We start from the raw sequence: 16,175 nt of genomic DNA, 5'->3' as shown, positions 1-16,175 counted from the left end.
TCAGAACAATGTCGCTGGGAGGTGACAAGGTGTCGTCGACGGGCTATGGATGGCGCGTCGAGGGCTCAGGGTTTTGAGTCCTACCTGTTTGCGGGAGAGAGCAGCGAGAGCTGCCGCCGAAGGGGAAATCGCCCGAAATCTCTCAGGCAAAAGAACCGTAGACGGGAAAGACACTCTGGAAAGTCGGGGCTTGCCCCCGCGCCGAAGGTGTAAGCGCCGCTGACAGAGTTCCGGCTGCGCGAGTCTCTCAGGCTTCAGACAGAGGGGCACGGACTGGTCGCCATCAGCGGCCGATTGCGTGCGACTCTGGAGGCGACATGACGGGCGACGACGACAAACACCTTCCCCTCGAAGATATTCATGCGGCTGCCGGAGCGCGCTTCGGCGCCTTTGCCGGCTGGTCGATGCCGCTGACCTATCCGGCCGGCGTCATGAAAGAGCATCTTCACACCCGCGAGCATGCGGGGTTGTTCGACATCTCGCATATGAAACTGTTCGAGGTCAGTGGCCCGGAAGCGGTTGCGCTGTTGAACCGCGCCTGCCCGCTGGACGCCGGCGCGCTCGAAATCTCGCAGTCAAAGCTATCCTTTTTCCTGAACGAAGCAGGCGGCATTCTCGACGACCTGATCGTCACCCGGCTCGGCGACACCAGGTTCATGGTGGTCGCCAATGCCGGCAATGCCGTCGCCGACGAAAAGCATTTGCGCGCCCTGGCGACCGATTTCGAGGTGAAGGTCGAGCCGCTCGACCGCGTCTTCCTGGCGATCCAGGGTCCCGAAGCCTGGGCTGCACTCTCCCGCGCCGGCATCGAGACCGGCTCGCTGCTGTTCATGCATGGGGTCGAGCCGCGAAAAAACTGGTTTATGAGCCGGTCCGGCTACACCGGCGAGGACGGTTTCGAGATCGGCCTGCCGGAAGCCGATGCGCGTGACCTTGTCACCAAGCTGCTGGAGGATGAACGCGTGCTCTGGATCGGCCTTGCCGCGCGCGACAGCCTGCGGCTGGAGGCCGGCCTCTGCCTGCACGGCCAGGACATCACGCCCGAGACCGACCCGGCCGCGGCGGCGCTGATGTGGGCGATCCCGAAAGAAATCCGTGCCTCCGGCACCTTCATTGGCGCCGGCGCCTTGCGCGCCGCCGTGGAACGTGGTCCGGCGCAGAAGCGCGTCGGGCTCAAACCGGAGGGTCGCCAGCCGGTGCGCGCCGGTGCCGCGCTGTTCGAAGCCGACGGCAATCCTGCCGGCCATGTCACATCGGGCGGCTTCGGCCCTTCCGCCGGCCATCCGGTTGCCATGGGTTATGTCTCCACGCCGCTGGCAAAGCCCGGAACGCGGATTTTCGCCGACGTGCGCGGCACGAAGATCCCAGTCGATGTCAGTTCTCTGCCCTTCACCCCTCATCGCTACCGCAAAGGATGAATTCCATGGCAACAACCTATTTCACATCGGATCACGAGTGGCTCAGCGTCGAGGGCGGCATCGCCACCGTCGGCATCACCGATTACGCGCAGGAGCAGCTCGGCGACCTCGTCTTCGTGGAACTGCCGGAAACGGGAAAGAAGCTCGCCAAGGGCGACACCGCCGTCGTGGTCGAGTCCGTCAAGGCAGCCTCGGACGTTTATGCGCCGGTCGATGGCGAAATCACCGAAGCCAATGGCACGCTGTCGTCCGACCCCTCGCTGGTCAACTCGGCGGCAACCGGGGCCGGATGGCTGTGGAAGATGAAGCTCGCCGACGAAAGTCAGCTCGCCAGCCTCATGGATGAGGCCGCCTACAAAGCCCATATCGCCTGACATCGGGAACTTATCGACATGACCGCCGCTCCCTACCCCTTCTCGGCCCGCCACATTGGACCCGGCCTTGCCGACGTCAGAGCCATGCTCGCCGTCATCGGTGTTCCCTCCGTCGAGACACTGATCAGCCAGGCCGTGCCGAGATCGATCCGCCTCGACCAGCCGCTGGACCTCCCCGCGCCGGCCAGCGAAGCCGAAGCTCTCGCCGAATTGTCGGTGATCATGGCAAGAAATACGGTGCTGAAAAGCTTTATCGGCGCCGGTTACCACGGCGTCCACGTGCCGCCGGTCATCCAGCGCAATCTGTTCGAGAATCCGGCCTGGTACACCGCCTACACGCCCTATCAGGCCGAGATCAGCCAGGGCCGGCTCGAAATGCTGTTCAACTTCCAGACGCTGGTCACCGAACTGACCGGCCTGCCGGTGGCATCGGCTTCACTGCTCGACGAGGCGACCGCCGTCGCCGAAGCGGTTGGCATTGCGCTGCGCCACCACCGCGACAAGCGCACCAAGGTGGCGCTTGCGGGCACGCCGCACCCGCAGACGCTGGACGTCGTGCGCACCCGCGCCGAGCCGCTCGGCATCGAGATCGACGGCGAGACGATCGACGACAACACCGCCGCCCTGCTCGTCTCCTGGCCGGACACCTTTGGCGTCTATGGCGACCACAAGGCGGCGATCGAAAAAGCGCGCGCCACTGGCGCCATTGTCGTCTTCATCGCCGACCCGCTTGGTCTGACGCTGACCGACGCGCCGGCGAAACTCGGCGCCGACATCGCGGTCGGCCCGATGCAGCGCTTTGGCGTGCCGATGGGCTTTGGCGGCCCGCATGCGGCCTATTGCGCGGTCTCCGACAAGCTGACGCGGCTGATGCCCGGTCGCCTGGTCGGTCAGTCGACCGACAGCAAGGGCCGCCCCGGCTACCGCCTCGCCTTGCAGACGCGCGAGCAGCATATCCGCCGCGACAAGGCGACGTCCAACATCTGCACCGCACAGGCCCTGCTTGCCAATATGGCCACCGCCTACGCCATCTGGCACGGCCCGGTCGGCCTGCAAGCGATCGCCGGGCGCATACACGCGCTGGCCAACCGCCTGGCAAGCGGCCTCGAGGCGGCGGGCGTATCGGTGCTCGGCTCCAGCCGCTTCGACACGGTGACGGTGGAGACCAACGGCAAGGCGGCCCAGATCGCGGTGGCCGCCGAAAAGACCGGCCGGCTGCTGCGTGTGCTCGATGCCGACCATGTCGGCATCAGTTTTGACGAGACCTCGACCGACGCCGATCTCGACGCGATCGCGGCCTTGTTCGATGCCAAGGCTGCCGCTTCCGCCGACAGCACGGTGCCCGGCAAGCCGCGTGGCAAGGAGTTTTTGACCCAGCCGGTCTTCCACGAGAACAAGTCGGAAACCGAGATGATGCGCTTTCTGCGCCGGTTGGCCGACAAGGACCTGGCGCTCGACCGCGCCATGATCCCGCTGGGCTCCTGCACCATGAAGCTCAACGCCGCGGCGGAAATGATGCCGGTGAGTTGGCCAAGCATCGCCAATTTGCATCCCTTCGCGCCGGCAAGCCATTCGGCCGGCTACCGCGCCATGATCGGCGAACTGGAAGGCTGGCTGTCGGAGATCACCGGTTTCGACGCCGTGACCTTGCAGCCCAATGCCGGCAGCCAGGGCGAATATGCCGGGCTGCTCGCCATTCGCGCCTATCACCGTTCGCGCGGCGAGGGCCATCGTACCGTCTGCCTGATCCCGTCTTCCGCGCATGGCACCAATCCGGCGAGTGCCGCGATGGCCGGCATGAGCGTCGTCGTCGTGCGCTGCCTGGAAGACGGCAACATCGACATGGATGATATGCGCGCCAAGGCCAACGAGCATTCCAAGAATCTCGCGGCGCTGATGTTCACCTATCCCTCTACCCACGGCGTCTACGAGGAAGGCGCGCGCCACCTCTGCGCCCTCATCCATGAGCATGGCGGCCAGGTCTATTTCGATGGCGCCAACCTCAACGCGCTGGTCGGCCTTGCTCGGCCAGGCGACATCGGCGCCGACGTCTGTCACATGAACCTGCACAAGACCTTCTGCATCCCGCATGGCGGCGGTGGCCCGGGTGTCGGTCCGATCGGTGTCAGGGCGCATCTGAAGCCCTATCTGCCCGGCCATGTCAGCGAAGGCTCGGCTCATGCCGTGGCCGCCGCTCCCTTCGGCAGCGCTTCCATCCTGCCGATCACCTGGATGTACATCCGCATGATGGGCGCTTCCGGCCTGAAGCAGGCGACCGAGACAGCGATCGTTTCGGCCAACTATGTGGCGACGCGGCTCGCCCCGCATTTCCCGCTGCTTTACAAGGGCAGGAGCGATCGCGTCGCCCACGAATGCATCCTCGACACCCGCGTGCTCAAGGAGAGCGCCGGCATCAGTGTCGAGGACATCGCCAAACGCCTGATCGATTATGGTTTCCACGCGCCGACGATGTCGTTTCCGGTCGCCGGCACGCTGATGGTGGAGCCGACCGAGTCCGAACCCAAGCGCGAGTTGGATCGCTTCTGCGAGGCCATGATCGCCATTGCCGGCGAAGCGGCGAAAGTGGCCAAAGGCGAATGGCCCTTTGCCGACAATCCGCTGGTCAACGCACCGCACACATCGGCCGAGGCGCTGGCCGGTCAATGGACCCATCCGTATTCGCGTCTGGAGGCGGCCTATCCCGCCGGCGATGCCGACACGGCGACGAAGTACTGGCCGCCGGTGTCGCGCATCGACAATGTCGCCGGCGACCGTAATCTGGTCTGCTCCTGCCCGCCGCTGTCGGATTACCTGGGCGCGGCCGAATAGCTACGCGGAACGCAAGGCCGGCTCGGCCGCGTCGGCCTTGCCCGTCCTTTTGCGGCCGATGACGCAATTTCGCCCCGCACGCTTGGCGGCATAGAGCATGGCGTCGGCCCTGGCCAGCACCTCATCGAGGGTGCTGCCGTCGGCCTCGCCGAAGCCAATCCCGCCGCTGACCGTGCTGCGCAAGGGCCCGAGCGCGGTGGGCACGACTTCCGTGCCGAAAGCGACGCCGATCTTGCTGGCGAGGTCATAGGCCCGCTCTTCCGTCACGCGCGACATGACGATTGCGAACTCCTCGCCGCCCAGGCGAAAGGCGTCGACCCCGGTTCTGGCATATCTCCTGATGACGGCGGCGAAGCGGCACAGGACCTGGTCCCCGACCGGGTGTCCATAGATGTCGTTCGTCCGCTTGAAGTGATCGAGATCGAACATGACGATCGCCATGAACGGGCCGAAGGTGCGCTCGCCATAAAGCGACGCCAGCCCCCGACGGTTCATCAGTCCGGTCAACGGGTCGGTCATGGTCTCGGCCTTGAGCTCGATCTGCGCCTGCAGATGGTGGAGCGAAAGCGTCAGCGCGCCAAGGCCGGTCATACAGGCCACCGCCACGACCGAGTTAAGGCGTTCGGCCCAATTGTCGGGCGCGACGCCGAGCGTCCACTGGCCTTTGGCCATCAGAACCACGCCGCAAAGGGCAAACGACAGCGCACAGGTGCCGCTCAGGACCGATACCACCAGGAGAATACGGCGATCGTGACTGCCATTGATCCAGAACATGGCCCCGATCGTCGAGAGCAGCGCGGTAACCGTCGCGTAGGTGATCACGAAGCCGACCCCGTCAAGGCCCATGAAAGTCACGGCCGCGCAGACAGCCATGGCGGCAAATGTCGGCGCGATCGCACGCCTGTGCTCGCGCACGCCGAGATACTGCATGGCCGAAATGCAGATGATGAGAAAACCCAGGCTGAGTAGCGCCAGCGCGATCTGGCAAAGCAGCGGATCGGGCTCCCTGGTATAGCGCCAGAACAGGATCACATGCGCGACGAGCACGATAATGCCGCACGCCACTGTCAGCACGAAGCCCGCCCGCGGCGCCGTGAGCCAGATCGCAACCATGGTAGCGGCTAGACAGGTACCCGACAGCGCGGCTGCGAGGAGGAGCGAACTGAAATCCAGCATATCGGGCGGAGGCCTCTCGAGCGTCGGCGGTTGCGCCGCATTCTAGGTCAGCGGCAGCCCTCGGATATGATTTTCGGGCGATCTCTCGACCCAAGCTGCGGATAGGGTTTACAAAGCGTCGATGCCACCTGTGCCAAAATCGCCCCCCTGGACGGCGCGACCATCAACCGGCATCAGCCCTTGTTCAGCAAGGCGAGGTTGGCGTCGACAACGGTGGGATCGGTCATGCCGGCCTTCGCCTCGAGCAGCAGCGCCCGGGCCTTCTTCTTGTTGCCGCGCAACAGTTGCGAATAACCCATATTGTTGACGATCTGCGGCTTGCGGCCGGCAACCTTCAGGAGCTGGCCGTAGGCGCGGTCGGCGAAGTCGAAGCGGCCAAGTTCGTCATAGGAAGCCGCGAGCCCCATCCAGGCCTCGGCATTGTCGGCCTTCAGCTCGACGGCCTTGCGGAAATGCGCTTCGGCAAGACCATAATTGGCATCGCGAAACTGTGCCTTGCCTTCCGCCAGGTCGGATGTGGCGACATCCTTCCCTGCAGGCTGGATCGCAGTGGTCTTGGTCGTGTCGACGTTATTGTTCGTCGTACACCCGCTGATCATTAGGACGGCCGCCATCATGGCCATCGCCGCAAATTTTATCTGACGCATGCCCTGCCCCGTCGCCCGATTTGCCGGGTCGTTCTTCGGGAAAGAGACTACAGAAGAGCGATTAAGCTTCGGTGCCGAAATGCAGCTAACTTTCAGTTTCCGGAATACCGATCATTAACCACCGGCGCGCCATCTCACTCCAATGTAGAGCTAATGGGCCGTCATTTTGACGATGATGGGAATGACCGCGATCATCAGCACCACCGGCAGGATGCAGACCACGACCGGCACGGACATCTTGGCCGGCAAGGCATGGGCCTTCTCCTCGGCCAGCGACATGCGCTTGTGGCGCATTTCGTCTGAAAACACCCTGAGCGCGCCCGACAGGCTGGTGCCGAGTTCCTTCGACTGCTGCAGGAGCGTGGCGAAGGAGCGTACCTCGTCCAGGCTGAGACGATCGGCGAGCGCCTTCAGCGCGTCGTCCAGGCTGCGCCCCGCCCGAAGTTCCAAGCACACGAGCTGCAGGTTCTGGCTGAGCGACGGATAGCTCTTGGCGAGTTCTTTCGAAACGCGCTCGACGCCGGCTTCCATACTCATGCCGGCGTCCGAACAGACGATCATCAGGTCCATGAAATCGGGGAAGCCGTTGCGGTATTCGCGCATCTTCTCGCGCACCTTCTGGGTCAGCACGAGACCCGGCAAAAAATAGCCGGCGGCCCCCGACAGGATGATGAAGGTCCACCGGCTGGTCATGGTCGCGTCGGGACTGGCCATCCACCGGTTGAGCACGAAGACCGCGAACGTCGTGCCGATCATTGCCGTGAACCGGATGAGGAAGAACATGCCGACGGCGCGCGGCTCCATGTAGCCCGCCTGGATGAGCTTCAGGCGCAGGCGAGCGACATTTTCCGGGTCGCTCTTGGCATAGAATTCCTGCGCCCTCTTCACCGCTTGCTCGCGCACGACGCCGCTATTCTTCTTCTGCACAGGTTCGGGTCTGGCGGCCACCGGACCCTGGTCGACCTTGAGCCGGCGCTTGACGTCGTTGCGGTCGCCCTTCGCCACCACCATCGGCCAGGCGACAGCGGCCGCTCCCGCGGCAAGCAGGAGGACGGCCACCGGCATCAGCGAGGTCGGCGCGAGGGAAGCGAGGAATTCAATGACGCTTTGCATGTCAGAACTTGAAATTCGACATTTTGAACATGATCAGATTGCCCAGCATCAGCCAGCTGACCGAGCCGCCGATCATGTACCATGTCTTCGGCACGCCCCAGACGTCGCTGTAATATCCCGGCATCATGGCCATGATGGCGGTGAACAGCAGCGCCGGTACGGCCGTCAAAATGTAGGCCGAGAGGCGCCCTTCCGTCGAAATGGCGCGCACCTTGCGTCGCAGCTTGCCGCGTTCGCGGATCGTCGTCGACAACCCATCAAGGATCTCGCGCAGATTGCCGCCCGAACTGGTCTGGATCGACACGGCGGTGATGAACAGCGGCAGATCCTCGTGGCCGACCCGGTCGAACAGTGCATTCAGCGCCGTGACTAGGTCGGAACCATAAGTGACTTCGTCGGCAATGACGCCGAATTCCGTGCCGATCGGATCGGGCATCTCGCGCGACACCATGGCGATGGCCACCGGCACCGGATGACCGGCCTTGAGACCGCGCGTGATCAGCTCCAGCGCTTCCGGCAGCTGCATGCCGAAACGCTTCAGCCGGCGCTTGCGCATGGAGCGCATCGTAATGACCGGCAGCAACGGCACCAGCACGACGAACAGGATGAGCCCCATCAGCAGCGGCAGCCCGCGCCAGATCGCGGCCAGGGCAACGGCCGTCGCCACACCGCAGGTGATCGTCAGGAATTTCGAAAGCGGCATCACCATGCCCGACTGCGTGCGCAGGGCACGGAACCGGTCGGGCGAAAACAGCGACGTTCCCGCGTCGAGACCGCGCTCCTTGCGCAGCTGGATCAGCACCTGCTCCTGGCTGATCTTGTTTTCCTGCAGTTTCATGCGCCGGTTGATGGCGGTGCGCTTGTCGCTGCGTCCGGCATAGAGCAGGTAGATCGCCTCGGCCACCATGATGCCGGTCAGTGCGGCTCCGGCATAGACGACATATATCGCGCTGAACCCGTCGAACACGCCGGCTACTCCTGCGGCCGGCCGGGTTCGAAATAACGTCCGGGAAAGTCGATGCCCATGGCGCGCAGGTCTTCCAGGAAACGCGGCCGAATGCCGGTCGCCTCGTAGTAGCCAAGGATCTTGCCATCGGCCTCCATGCCGGTACGCACGAAGCGGAAGATCTCCTGCATCTGGATGACATCGCCTTCCATGCCGGTCACCTCGGCGACGCTCGTCACCTTGCGCTTGCCGTCGGAAAGTCGGGTCAGCTGGACGATGATGTCGATGGCGCTGGCGATCTGGCTGCGGATCGACTGCACCGTCATCGGCATGCCGGTCATGCCCAGCATCTGCTCGAGGCGCGAAATGCAGTCGCGCGGCGTATTGGCGTGAATGGTCGCCATCGAGCCTTCGTGGCCGGTGTTCATGGCCTGCAGCATGTCGAAGGCTTCCTCGCCGCGGCACTCGCCGAGGATGACGCGGTCGGGACGCATGCGCAGCGCGTTCTTGACCAGGTCGCGCTGTTTGAGCTCGCCATGGCCTTCGATGTTGGCGGGACGCGTCTCCATGCGTGCGACATGCGGCTGCTGCAATTGAAGTTCCGCTGCGTCCTCGATGGTGATCAGTCGCTCGTCTTCGGGAATGAACGCCGACAGCGCGTTGAGCATCGTCGTCTTGCCTGTGCCGGTGCCGCCCGAAATGATCGTCGTCTTGCGGGCGTGGACGGCCGCGGCCAGCACTTCGGCCATGTTCTGTGTGATGGCGCCGAATTCGACGAGCCTGTGCAGGCCAAGCTTGTTCTTGGAGAACTTGCGGATCGACACCAGCGGGCCGTCGACGGCCACCGGGCGGATGGCTGCGTTGAACCGCGAGCCGTCCAGCATGCGAGCGTCGACCATCGGTTGCGATTCATCGACGCGGCGGCCGACGGCGGCCACGATCTTGTTGACGATTCTGAGCAGATGCGCCTCGTCCTTGAACGGGATATGGACCTGCTGCAGCTTGCCTTTCTTTTCGACGAAGCAGTTCTGATGGCCGTTGATCAGGATATCGTTGATTTCGGGATCCTTGAGCAGCGGCTCGAGCGGGCCGAGGCCGACCATCTCGTCGACGATGTCGTCAACCAGCGCGTCGAGTTCGGCGGTGTTGATCGCCATCCGCTCCTGGCGGGTCTTTTCCGATACGAAATCGTGCACTTGCCGGCGCATCTCCTCCTTGGGCAAGCGCTCCAACGCGACGAGATTGATCTCCTCGAGCAGCATCCGGTGGATGCGCACGCGGGCATCGAGCACCTTGTTGGCATTCTTTGCCGGCGCCGCCTCCGCCTTCGTCGGCAAAGCCTTCCGGCTGGTCGGGATGACGACTGCATGATGCGCGACCGGCGTCGATTCAGCCGGGCGCGGACGCGCGTCACGGTTCTGCAGGGTGGAAAAACGGCTGGTCATCCAGCTTTCCTTTTCAAGAGGCCCCTGCCGAAGCCGAACAGCGACTTCGACTTGCTCGCGGTTGCCACCGCCTCTTCCGGAAGAATGATCTTCTTCAGGTCGTTGACGACATTGGCGTTGGGATCGATCTCGTGCAGCGGCACGCCGCGGTCGACCGCCTCGCGCACCAGCCGGTAGTTGTTGGCGATGCCGCCGACAAAATGCTCGCCAAGGATTTCCTGGACGTCCGCCTGCTTGATGCCGTTGTCGAACATCTTCTGCTCGAAACGGTTGACGATCACGTTCGGCTTCACTTCCTTGCCGGCGGTCTCGTAGACGGCCTGGATCAGCCGCTGCGTATGGCGCAGGCACGGCACCGTCATTTCGGCCACGATGTAAAGCTTGTTGGAACCGAGCAGCACAGTTTCCGTCCACGGAAACCAGGTGCGCGGCATGTCGATGACGACATTGTCGAAATAGGCCGAAACGAGGTCCAGCATGCGCACCACGACATCGGTCTTGAATGACCGCATTTCGGACGGATGTGTCGGCGCCGCCAGCACACACAGTCCGCTGGCGTGCTTGGACAGCATCACATCGAGCAGTTGCCGGTCGAGGCGCTCAGGCTGGTTCTCGATTTCGGTGATGTCGAAACGCGGCTCGAGATCGAGATATTCGGCGCAGGCACCTTGCTGGAAATTGAGGTCGACCACGCAGGTCGAGGCGCCGCGCGTCACCGAATGATGCAGCTGGAACGCGGTCTGCAGTGCCAGTGTCGTGGTTCCGACGCCGCCGGCGGCGGGCATGAAGGTATAGATCTGCGACTCGGTGTTTTCCTCGCGCCCGGGTCCCTGCAGAGCCCGCACGACCGAACGCACGAGGTCTGCGGTGGTGATCGGCTTGACCAGGAAATCGGCGACCTTGAGCTGCACCAGGATGCGCACGGCCGCGGCGTTGAACTCCTGGGTGACCACGACCACCGGTGCCTTGCCCTCGAGCCGGCGCATGACGCGCTGCAGGGACTCGATCTCCTCGAGTTTCGCTGCATCCATGTCGACGATGACAACGCCGAACTCGGCCTCCTGGACCTCGCCGCGCAGCTCGGTGACGTTCTTCTCCACCGTCATGAGCTGGATGATCTCGGAGGCGGCGAAGGCCGTCTTCGTGTCCTGCGCGAAGGTCCGGTCTGTCGATACGAGCAGGATTTTCTTGGTGCTGTTTGCCATTCTCGCCGCCTGTGAGGTCGATCGCCGTCTGGATCAGTTGTCGGTGGTCGTTTGCGCTGCCTTGGCACCGGCCGCCTGATCGGGCGTGACGGGTCCGGCACTGCCGCGCTTGGCAGGCACGAGAAGTCTCGTGTTCTGTACGCCGTACTTCCACGGGTCGACCATCTGCATGACGGTGTTGGCGGCCTGCGCCTCGCCGGCGCCGGACGTCACCCCTTCGCTGCGCACGTAGTCGTCGCTGGTGCAGCCGCTTGCCAGGCCGGCAAGAAGCAGGCCGATGCACGATCTCAGGATCAGACGCATGGCTCAGTCCTTCGGCAGGTCGAGGAAATGACCGACTTTGGTGGCAGGAGCGGCCCGTGCGGCACTGCCGTCGGCCAGCGCCAGCGCGCGGCCCGTATCCGGCGCCTTCACCTCCTCGGTGTTGTTGAGGAAATAGTCGACATTGCTGGCTGGCTGCGTGCCATCGGTCGGCTCAGCCATTTTCTTCGACGGATCGACCGGCTTGACCAGATAGGGCGTGACGATGATGACCAGGTCGGTCTCGCGCCGCTGATAGGATTTCGACGAAAACAGCGCTCCAAGCACCGGCATCTTGCCAAGGCCGGGAATGCGAGACGTGGTGATGTCGTTCTGGGACTGCAAAAGCCCGGCGATCATGAAGCTCTGGCCGTTCTTCAGGTCGACCGAGGTCTTGGCGCGGCGCACGATGAAGCCGGGCACGGAAATGTTGCCGATATTGTAGGACGCCGACGCATCGATCGAGGAGACTTCCGGCGCGATGTCGAGGCTGACCAACCCGTCCTTGAGTACGGTCGGCTTGAAATCCAGGCTAACGCCATATTTCTTGTAGCTGACCGAAATCTTGCCGTTGTCCTCCGAAACCGGGATCGGAAATTCGCCGCCGGCCAGGAAGCTCGCTGTCTCCCCTGAACGCGCGATCAGGTTCGGCTCAGCCAGCCGACGGGCAAGGCCGCGCTCTTCCAGCGCCTTAATGGCAATGTCGATCGAGACGCCGTTCGACAGCAGTCGGCCGATGATCTCGCCGGTCCCCGCCGCTGGGACCGTGCCCGGATCCAGTGAAATGTCGCGACCGCCGAAGCCGTAGGCGAAATTGGCGCTGTATTTCGCGCCCAGGTCCTGCCCTGCCTGGCGGTTGATCTCGACGAACCGGACATTGAGCTGAACCTGCTGCGACGAAGAGATATTGACCGAGTTGATCACTTCCTCATTGCCGGAAAAGCGGCTGGCGATCTTGCTTGCCTTATCCGCTGCAACCGCGTCATCCGCCTCACCCGACAGCACGACACGGCCGTTGGCCGAGCCGACCTTGATCTTGGCGTCCGGCACACTGGCACGGATAGTGTTCGCCAATTGGTCGGTGTCGAGCGTCACCTCGATGTCCACGGTGCCGACGAGCTGCTTGTTCTGGTCGAACAGCGCAATGCCGGTGGTGCCGAGATTGTTGCCCAGCACATAGAAGGATTTGTCGGTCAGCGGGTTGACGTTGGCGATCTCCGGATCACCGATGACGATCTGGTAGAAGGCCGCGCTCGTCATGATCGTCTTGGGCTTGCCCTTGGCAACCTTGATCGACGCATTCTTGGTCGACGAGACATAGACGATGTCGTTGTCCGCCTTCGCCGCTCCGGGCAAGGCAAGCACGCCGCTCGCAGCCAGGGTAAACGCCATCGCCAGGGCGCGCACCAAGCGCGACCGAGCCTTCATTCGATATAGGGTACGCATCAACATTGTCCCGTCCCGCCCGGTCCCCACCGGTCTTTACTTCTGGTCCCGCGTTGGAACCTGATATTCCTCGGCCTGCGTGCCGCGCGTCACGATGATCGTCTTGAATTTAGGCTTCTCCGGCTCCTTCGCTATGGCATCGAACAAGGAGCCGGCCACGGCCTGCGTCTTGGAAGCGACGGATCCGCCGAAGGAAGAGATGGTGGTGACGCCGTTCTTGCCATCGCCGCCTTCGCTGGCGGAGCGAAGCGACAGCGACAGCGTTCCGACGGTGCGGGCAAGCGCCACTTTCTGCGCGCCGTCGCTCGTCACCTCGAGGGTCACGGAATTGGCCACCTGCGGCGTCGTCTGGCGCTCGTCGGCGCCCTGCCCGACGCTGAGCACCTTGGCGTCGGCAACGACGATCTCCGAGGTGATGGTCGAACCGGCAGCCCCTTGCGCGTTCTTGGCGACTTCCTGGATTTCGCCGGCATCGCGCGTCAGCACGACATCGACCCGGTCGCCCGGCGTCACGAAGCCACCGACGCCGGCGATCTCGTCGGTGCGGATGGTGACCGCCCGCATTCCGGGCGTCAGCATGTTGGACAGCGTCGCGCGGCCGTTCGGTCCCGACAGCTTGGCGAGCAGCACCGGCTCGTTGATCTCGATCGGCGACAGCGCGACCCGGCCGCCTTCGCCGAGCAATCCATCGATGGTGGCAAAGGCGCCCTGCGGAAGGGAATCCTGCGGCCACGGGATTTCGCTGAGCTTGGCGCGGTCGAGCTCCATGCCGTAGCGCAACGGCGCGTTCGCCACCACGATGGTCTTGAACTCGATCCTGGGCGCGGCCGGAGCGGCGATCGAGGCCGTTTTCTCCTGGGCATCGGCCTTCGCTTGGCTCTTGACCCAGAAATCCGCGGCAAAGATCGAGATCGCGCCGAAAACGGCGGCGATGCCGATCATCGTTATGGCCTTGCCCCTCACGCCGAAAACCCCTGATGCCCGCCGTTTCTTGTTATGTTGGGCTCACGCTAGGCGGCATTGTTAAAGAATCAGGAATATTGCGCGGCGGCATTTGACCTATTTCCGCCCGCTTGGTTATCGAATGGTTTTAGGGTAAGAGCAGTTAAATCCCCGAACGTAACAGGAACCTCCGTCGCTTGGCGCTGAAAAGCGTGGCAGTATCGACGGGTGATTCGCAGCTTGGACTCTATGGCAGGCATGGACGACAACAACGATCTTTTCGGCAATCTGGAAAAACAGCCGCAGCCGGTTCGCACGCCGGCGCGCCCGGCGGATCCGCTGGTACAGGCGGCCGCCAGGCGTCCAGCCGCAACCAAGGATGGCAGCGAGGGCTACAGCGCCGCCGACATCGAGGTGCTTGAGGGCCTTGAGCCGGTGCGCCGCCGGCCAGGCATGTATATTGGCGGCACCGACGACAAGGCGATGCACCATCTGTTCGCCGAGGTCATCGACAATTCGATGGACGAAGCGGTTGCCGGCCACGCCACCTTCATCGATGTCGAACTCTCCGCCGACGGCCATCTCACGGTCACCGACAATGGCCGCGGCATTCCGGTCGACATGCACCCAAAATTCAAGAAGCCGGCGCTCGAAGTCATCATGACGACGCTGCATTCGGGCGGCAAGTTCGACTCCAAGGTCTACGAGACATCAGGCGGCCTGCACGGCGTTGGCGTCTCCGTCGTCAACGCCCTGTCGGATCATCTTGAGGTCGAGGTGGCACGTGGGCGCCAGCTCTATCGCCAGCGCTTTTCGCGCGGCGTCCCGGTGACCGGACTGGAGCAGCTCGGCGAAGTCCACAACCGGCGCGGCACAAAAATCCGCTTCCATCCCGACGAGCAGATTTTCGGCAAGGGCGCGGCCTTCGAGCCGGCGCGTCTCTACCGCATGACGCGTTCGAAGGCGTACCTGTTTGGCGGCGTCGAGATCCGCTGGACCTGCGATCCCTCCCTCATCAAGGAAAAGGATCAGACACCGGCCAAGGCGGAATTCCATTTCCCAGGCGGCCTCAAGGATTATCTGAAGGCGTCGCTCGGCGACGATTTCCAGGTGACGCGCGAAATCTTCGCCGGCAAGAGCGACAAGCAAGGCGGCCATGGCTCGCTCGAATGGGCGGTCACCTGGTTCGGTGGCGACGGCTTCATCAATTCCTACTGCAACACCATCCCGACCGGTGAAGGCGGCACCCACGAAGCCGGCTTCCGAAACGTGCTGACGCGCGGTCTGCGCGCCTATGCCGACCTCGTCGGCAACAAGCGCGCCTCGATCGTCACCTCGGAAGACGTCATGATTTCGGCCGCCGGCATGCTGTCGGTGTTCATCCGCGAGCCGGAATTCGTCGGCCAGACCAAGGACAGGCTGGCGACGATCGAAGCGATACGCATCGTCGAGACCGCGATCCGCGACCCATTCGACCATTGGCTGGCCGACAATCCGCAGGAAGCCTCGAAGCTGCTCGACTGGGTGATCGCGCGCGCCGACGAACGGGTGCGCCGCCGCCAGGAAAAGGAAGTGTCGCGCAAGAGCGCGGTGCGCAAGCTGCGCTTGCCGGGCAAGCTCGCCGACTGCACGCAGAACGCGGCGGCGGGTGCCGAACTCTTCATCGTCGAAGGCGATTCCGCCGGCGGCTCGGCCAAGCAGGCGCGCGATCGTGCCAGCCAGGCCGTCTTGCCGCTGCGCGGAAAAATCCTCAACGTCGCCAGCGCCGGCAATGACAAGCTGGCCGCCAACCAGCAGATATCGGACCTGATCCAGGCGCTCGGCTGCGGCACACGGTCAAAATACCGTGACGAGGATTTGCGCTACGACCGCGTCATCATCATGACCGACGCCGACGTCGACGGCGCACACATCGCTTCGCTGCTGATCACCTTCTTCTACCAGGAGATGCCGGCGCTGGTGCGCGGCGGCCATCTCTATCTGGCGGTGCCGCCGCTTTACTCGATCAGGCAAGGCGGCAAGGTCGCCTATGCCCGCGACGACGCCCACAAGGACGAGCTTCTGCGCACCGAATTCACCGGGCGCGGCAAGGTCGAGCTTGGCCGCTTCAAGGGCCTGGGCGAAATGATGGCCGCGCAGCTCAAGGAAACCACCATGGATCCAAGGAAGCGCACCTTGCTCAGGGTCGATGTGAACGAAGTCGATTCCGCCACCAAGGACAGGGTCGACGAGCTGATGGGCACCAAACCCGAAGCCCGCTTCCGCTTCATCCAGGAACGCGCCGAATTCGCCGAGACGGAAGTGCTGGATATCTAGCCGCTGGCGCGTTTAGCT

At 63.6% G+C, this 16,175-nt stretch carries 13 protein-coding genes and 1 riboswitch; of the genes, 4 read left to right on the top strand and 9 right to left on the bottom strand.

From position 1 onward, the window contains the following. Positions 1-81: 81 nt before the first annotated feature. A riboswitch (glycine riboswitch) is annotated at positions 82-168 on the top strand. 149 nt (positions 169-317) lie between these two features. From gcvT to gcvP, 3 genes are read left to right on the top strand one after another with little or no spacing between them, the layout of a single operon-like run. Further along, a complete protein-coding gene (gene gcvT / locus LB555_RS07105; protein WP_224682537.1) occupies positions 318-1,418 on the top strand; it encodes a glycine cleavage system aminomethyltransferase GcvT in 1,101 nt (366 codons plus the stop codon). Positions 1,419-1,423: 5 nt separating this feature from the next. Continuing rightward, positions 1,424-1,792: a glycine cleavage system protein GcvH gene (gene gcvH, locus LB555_RS07100; RefSeq protein WP_015317602.1), complete on the top strand. Its 369-nt coding sequence runs from the start codon at positions 1,424-1,426 to the stop codon at positions 1,790-1,792. 18 nt (positions 1,793-1,810) lie between these two features. Beyond that, positions 1,811-4,621 (top strand): aminomethyl-transferring glycine dehydrogenase, encoded by a 2,811-nt coding sequence (gene gcvP / locus LB555_RS07095; RefSeq protein WP_224682536.1) that lies wholly within the window; start codon positions 1,811-1,813, stop codon positions 4,619-4,621. Here gcvP and LB555_RS07090 read toward each other — a convergent pair whose 3' ends face one another. From LB555_RS07090 to cpaB, 9 genes are all read right to left on the bottom strand, one after another. Further along, the gene (locus tag LB555_RS07090; RefSeq protein ID WP_224682535.1) at positions 4,622-5,734 is read right to left on the bottom strand and encodes a GGDEF domain-containing protein; all 1,113 of its coding nucleotides are present in this window, start codon (positions 5,732-5,734) and stop codon (positions 4,622-4,624) included. Positions 5,735-5,970: 236 nt separating this feature from the next. Then, positions 5,971-6,444 carry a tetratricopeptide repeat protein gene (locus tag LB555_RS07085; RefSeq protein WP_140661163.1) on the bottom strand — a complete coding sequence of 158 codons (474 nt, stop codon included), beginning with the start codon at positions 6,442-6,444 and terminating at the stop codon, positions 5,971-5,973. 150 nt (positions 6,445-6,594) lie between these two features. After that, positions 6,595-7,557, bottom strand: a complete 963-nt coding sequence (locus tag LB555_RS07080; protein WP_015317598.1) for a type II secretion system F family protein — start codon at positions 7,555-7,557, stop codon at positions 6,595-6,597. A gap of 1 nt (position 7,558) precedes the next feature. Further along, a complete protein-coding gene (locus tag LB555_RS07075; RefSeq protein WP_015317597.1) occupies positions 7,559-8,524 on the bottom strand; it encodes a type II secretion system F family protein in 966 nt (321 codons plus the stop codon). Positions 8,525-8,529: 5 nt separating this feature from the next. Then, a complete protein-coding gene (locus LB555_RS07070; protein ID WP_015317596.1) occupies positions 8,530-9,948 on the bottom strand; it encodes a CpaF family protein in 1,419 nt (472 codons plus the stop codon). Continuing rightward, entirely contained in the window at positions 9,945-11,153 is a 1,209-nt protein-coding gene (locus LB555_RS07065) for a CpaE family protein (RefSeq protein WP_015317595.1), read from the bottom strand. Before LB555_RS07065 ends, LB555_RS07070 begins: the two co-directional genes overlap by 4 nt. A gap of 33 nt (positions 11,154-11,186) precedes the next feature. Further along, positions 11,187-11,456, bottom strand: coding sequence for a hypothetical protein (locus LB555_RS07060; protein WP_015317594.1), 270 nt, complete (start codon positions 11,454-11,456; stop codon positions 11,187-11,189). 3 nt (positions 11,457-11,459) lie between these two features. After that, the gene (locus LB555_RS07055) at positions 11,460-12,905 is read right to left on the bottom strand and encodes a type II and III secretion system protein family protein (protein WP_015317593.1); all 1,446 of its coding nucleotides are present in this window, start codon (positions 12,903-12,905) and stop codon (positions 11,460-11,462) included. Between the two features lie 30 nt (positions 12,906-12,935). Further along, positions 12,936-13,862, bottom strand: coding sequence for a Flp pilus assembly protein CpaB (cpaB, locus tag LB555_RS07050; RefSeq protein WP_245262879.1), 927 nt, complete (start codon positions 13,860-13,862; stop codon positions 12,936-12,938). Between the two features lie 237 nt (positions 13,863-14,099). On the opposite strand from cpaB, the gene parE reads away from it, so the two are divergent. Further along, positions 14,100-16,157 (top strand): DNA topoisomerase IV subunit B, encoded by a 2,058-nt coding sequence (parE, locus tag LB555_RS07045; RefSeq protein WP_015317591.1) that lies wholly within the window; start codon positions 14,100-14,102, stop codon positions 16,155-16,157. The last annotated feature ends 18 nt before the right edge of the window (positions 16,158-16,175 follow it).

The organism is Mesorhizobium sp. BR-1-1-10 (assembly GCF_020165595.1).
In the GTDB taxonomy this organism is placed as follows: Bacteria; Pseudomonadota; Alphaproteobacteria; order Rhizobiales; family Rhizobiaceae; genus Mesorhizobium; species Mesorhizobium australicum.
This window is presented reverse-complemented; position numbering and strand designations above follow the sequence as displayed.

Bases quoted from the DNA above. Each gene is read 5' to 3' on its own strand.
- gcvT (WP_224682537.1), top strand. From the start codon at position 318: ATGACGGGCGACGACGACAAACACCTTCCCCTCGAAGATATTCATGCG.
- gcvH (WP_015317602.1), top strand. From the start codon at position 1,424: ATGGCAACAACCTATTTCACATCGGATCACGAGTGGCTCAGCGTCGAG.
- gcvP (WP_224682536.1), top strand. From the start codon at position 1,811: ATGACCGCCGCTCCCTACCCCTTCTCGGCCCGCCACATTGGACCCGGC.
- LB555_RS07090 (WP_224682535.1), bottom strand. From the start codon at position 5,734: ATGGTTGCGATCTGGCTCACGGCGCCGCGGGCGGGCTTCGTGCTGACA.
- LB555_RS07085 (WP_140661163.1), bottom strand. From the start codon at position 6,444: ATGCGTCAGATAAAATTTGCGGCGATGGCCATGATGGCGGCCGTCCTA.
- LB555_RS07080 (WP_015317598.1), bottom strand. From the start codon at position 7,557: ATGCAAAGCGTCATTGAATTCCTCGCTTCCCTCGCGCCGACCTCGCTG.
- LB555_RS07070 (WP_015317596.1), bottom strand. From the start codon at position 9,948: ATGACCAGCCGTTTTTCCACCCTGCAGAACCGTGACGCGCGTCCGCGC.
- LB555_RS07065 (WP_015317595.1), bottom strand. From the start codon at position 11,153: ATGGCAAACAGCACCAAGAAAATCCTGCTCGTATCGACAGACCGGACC.
- LB555_RS07060 (WP_015317594.1), bottom strand. From the start codon at position 11,456: ATGCGTCTGATCCTGAGATCGTGCATCGGCCTGCTTCTTGCCGGCCTG.
- LB555_RS07055 (WP_015317593.1), bottom strand. From the start codon at position 12,905: ATGTTGATGCGTACCCTATATCGAATGAAGGCTCGGTCGCGCTTGGTG.
- parE (WP_015317591.1), top strand. From the start codon at position 14,100: ATGGACGACAACAACGATCTTTTCGGCAATCTGGAAAAACAGCCGCAG.